1 protein-coding gene is annotated in these 518 nt (G+C 43.4%); it reads left to right on the top strand.

Features of this window, described 5'->3' with window-relative positions:
* Window positions 1–518, top strand: a 518-nt coding sequence (gene virB10 / locus ACFIKY_RS09350; RefSeq protein ID WP_375647957.1) for a type IV secretion system protein VirB10, incomplete at both ends; no start/stop codon positions are given.

Below are 518 nucleotides of genomic sequence, written 5' to 3'. Positions count from 1 at the left end.
TTTGCAAGCTGCATCATCAACCGTGATATCCTCTCTGACAATGGGCGCGTTGTTTTGCTTGATAAAGGAACCCAAGTCGTTGGAGAATACCGAGGAGGGCTTAAAAAGGGTCAATCTCGCCTCTTTGTGCTCTGGACAAGAGCAAAAACACCAACCGGTGTCATCATCAATCTTGCATCTCCCGCAACTGACAGTTTAGGTAGAGCTGGTTTTGACGGCAACGTCAACACCCATTGGTGGGAACGCTTCAGTTCAGCATTATTACTCACCGTTGTTGATAGCGTTACAACAAACCTAACCAATAAAAAGAAAGGCAATTCTAACTCAAGTGGTGGTTTCAACAGCTCTGAAGCAAGCAATATCGGAAAAGATACAGCCACCGTTGCCCTTGAAAATCAAATCAATATCCCTCCTACCTTAGAAAAATTTCAAGGCGAACTCGTCAACATTTTCGTAGCAAAAGATCTCGATTTTTCCTCTGTCTATAAACTAGTCGTAAAGAGCAAAAGAAACCGCTC

The organism is Bartonella sp. CR127HXZ (assembly GCF_042194555.1).
Taxonomy (GTDB): Bacteria; Pseudomonadota; Alphaproteobacteria; order Rhizobiales; family Rhizobiaceae; genus Bartonella; species Bartonella grahamii.
The sequence above is the reverse complement of the archived record's forward strand: the minus strand, read 5'-3'. Positions and strand labels throughout refer to the sequence as shown.